The sequence below is a fragment of the Shewanella nanhaiensis genome (assembly GCF_019457885.1).
In the GTDB taxonomy this organism is placed as follows: domain Bacteria; phylum Pseudomonadota; class Gammaproteobacteria; order Enterobacterales; family Shewanellaceae; genus Shewanella; species Shewanella nanhaiensis.
This window is the reverse complement of sequence record NZ_JAHZST010000052.1, coordinates 1-947: the sequence shown is the minus strand read 5'-3', so window position 1 is coordinate 947 and position 947 is coordinate 1. Positions and strand designations below refer to the sequence as shown.

Genomic DNA, 947 nt, shown 5'->3' with positions numbered 1-947 from the left:
GCAGGGTCGGTGACGGTGGCGGTCACCACGAGGTTAGTGCCGGTAACAGGGGCGTCGATGGCCAAGGTGAGGCCATTAGTGAGCATCGCCTGAGTGACGGGGCCGCTGAACAGGGTGTTACCGGCTTGGTCGGTGACCACTAAGGTGTCGCCCACGGCGGTGCCTTCACCAAGTTTAACAGTGATGTCGACTTGGCCTGAGAGTTCCACGTCGTTGATAAAGCCATCATCATTACCATCTTCAACAATCTCAACCTCTGGCGAGGCGGGTGCGCCAACACCAGTACCGTAGTCGAGCAGGGCGTTGTCGCTGCCCTCTGCGGTGTTGCCAGCAGGATCGGTGACCGTGGCGGTAATGACGACATTGGTGCCGGTTGCTGGGGCATCCATCACGACCGCTTGGCCGTTATCGAGCATGGCTTGGGTGACGATGCCAGTGAATAGGACATTATTGTCTTGGTCGGTGACCACTAAAGTGTCGCCGATGGCCGTGCCTGGTGTGAGTGTGATGGTGGCATTGATTTCACCATCAAACTCCGCGTTATTAATGAAACCGTCATCGTTGATATCGTCGGTGATGTCAACTAATGGCGCGGCTGGTGCGCCGGTGCCTGTGCCGTAATCGAGGGTCGCACTGTCATCGCCCGTGGCGATGTTACCTGCTGGGTCGGTGACGGTCGCAGTGATAACCACTTCCGTGCCCGTGGCGGGGGCATCGATGGCCAAGTCAAGGCCGTTATCATTATCAAGCATGGCCTGCGTAACAGGGCCGGAGTAAATCACGTTATTGTCTTGGTCGGTGACGACTAAGGTGTCGCCCACTTGCGTGCCTTCACCGAGTGTCACGGTGATGTTGATTTGCCCATCAAGCTCAGCGCTGTTGATGAAGCCATCCTCATTGGCATCTTCAGTGATGTCAACGGTTGGGCTAGCTGGTGCGCCAGTGCC

Annotated in this window: 1 protein-coding gene; it reads right to left on the bottom strand. The window is 57.2% G+C overall.

Features of this window, described 5'->3' with window-relative positions; genetic code table 11:
- On the bottom strand, positions 1–947 hold a 947-nt coding region (locus K0625_RS24285; protein ID WP_220111925.1), incomplete at both ends, for a hypothetical protein.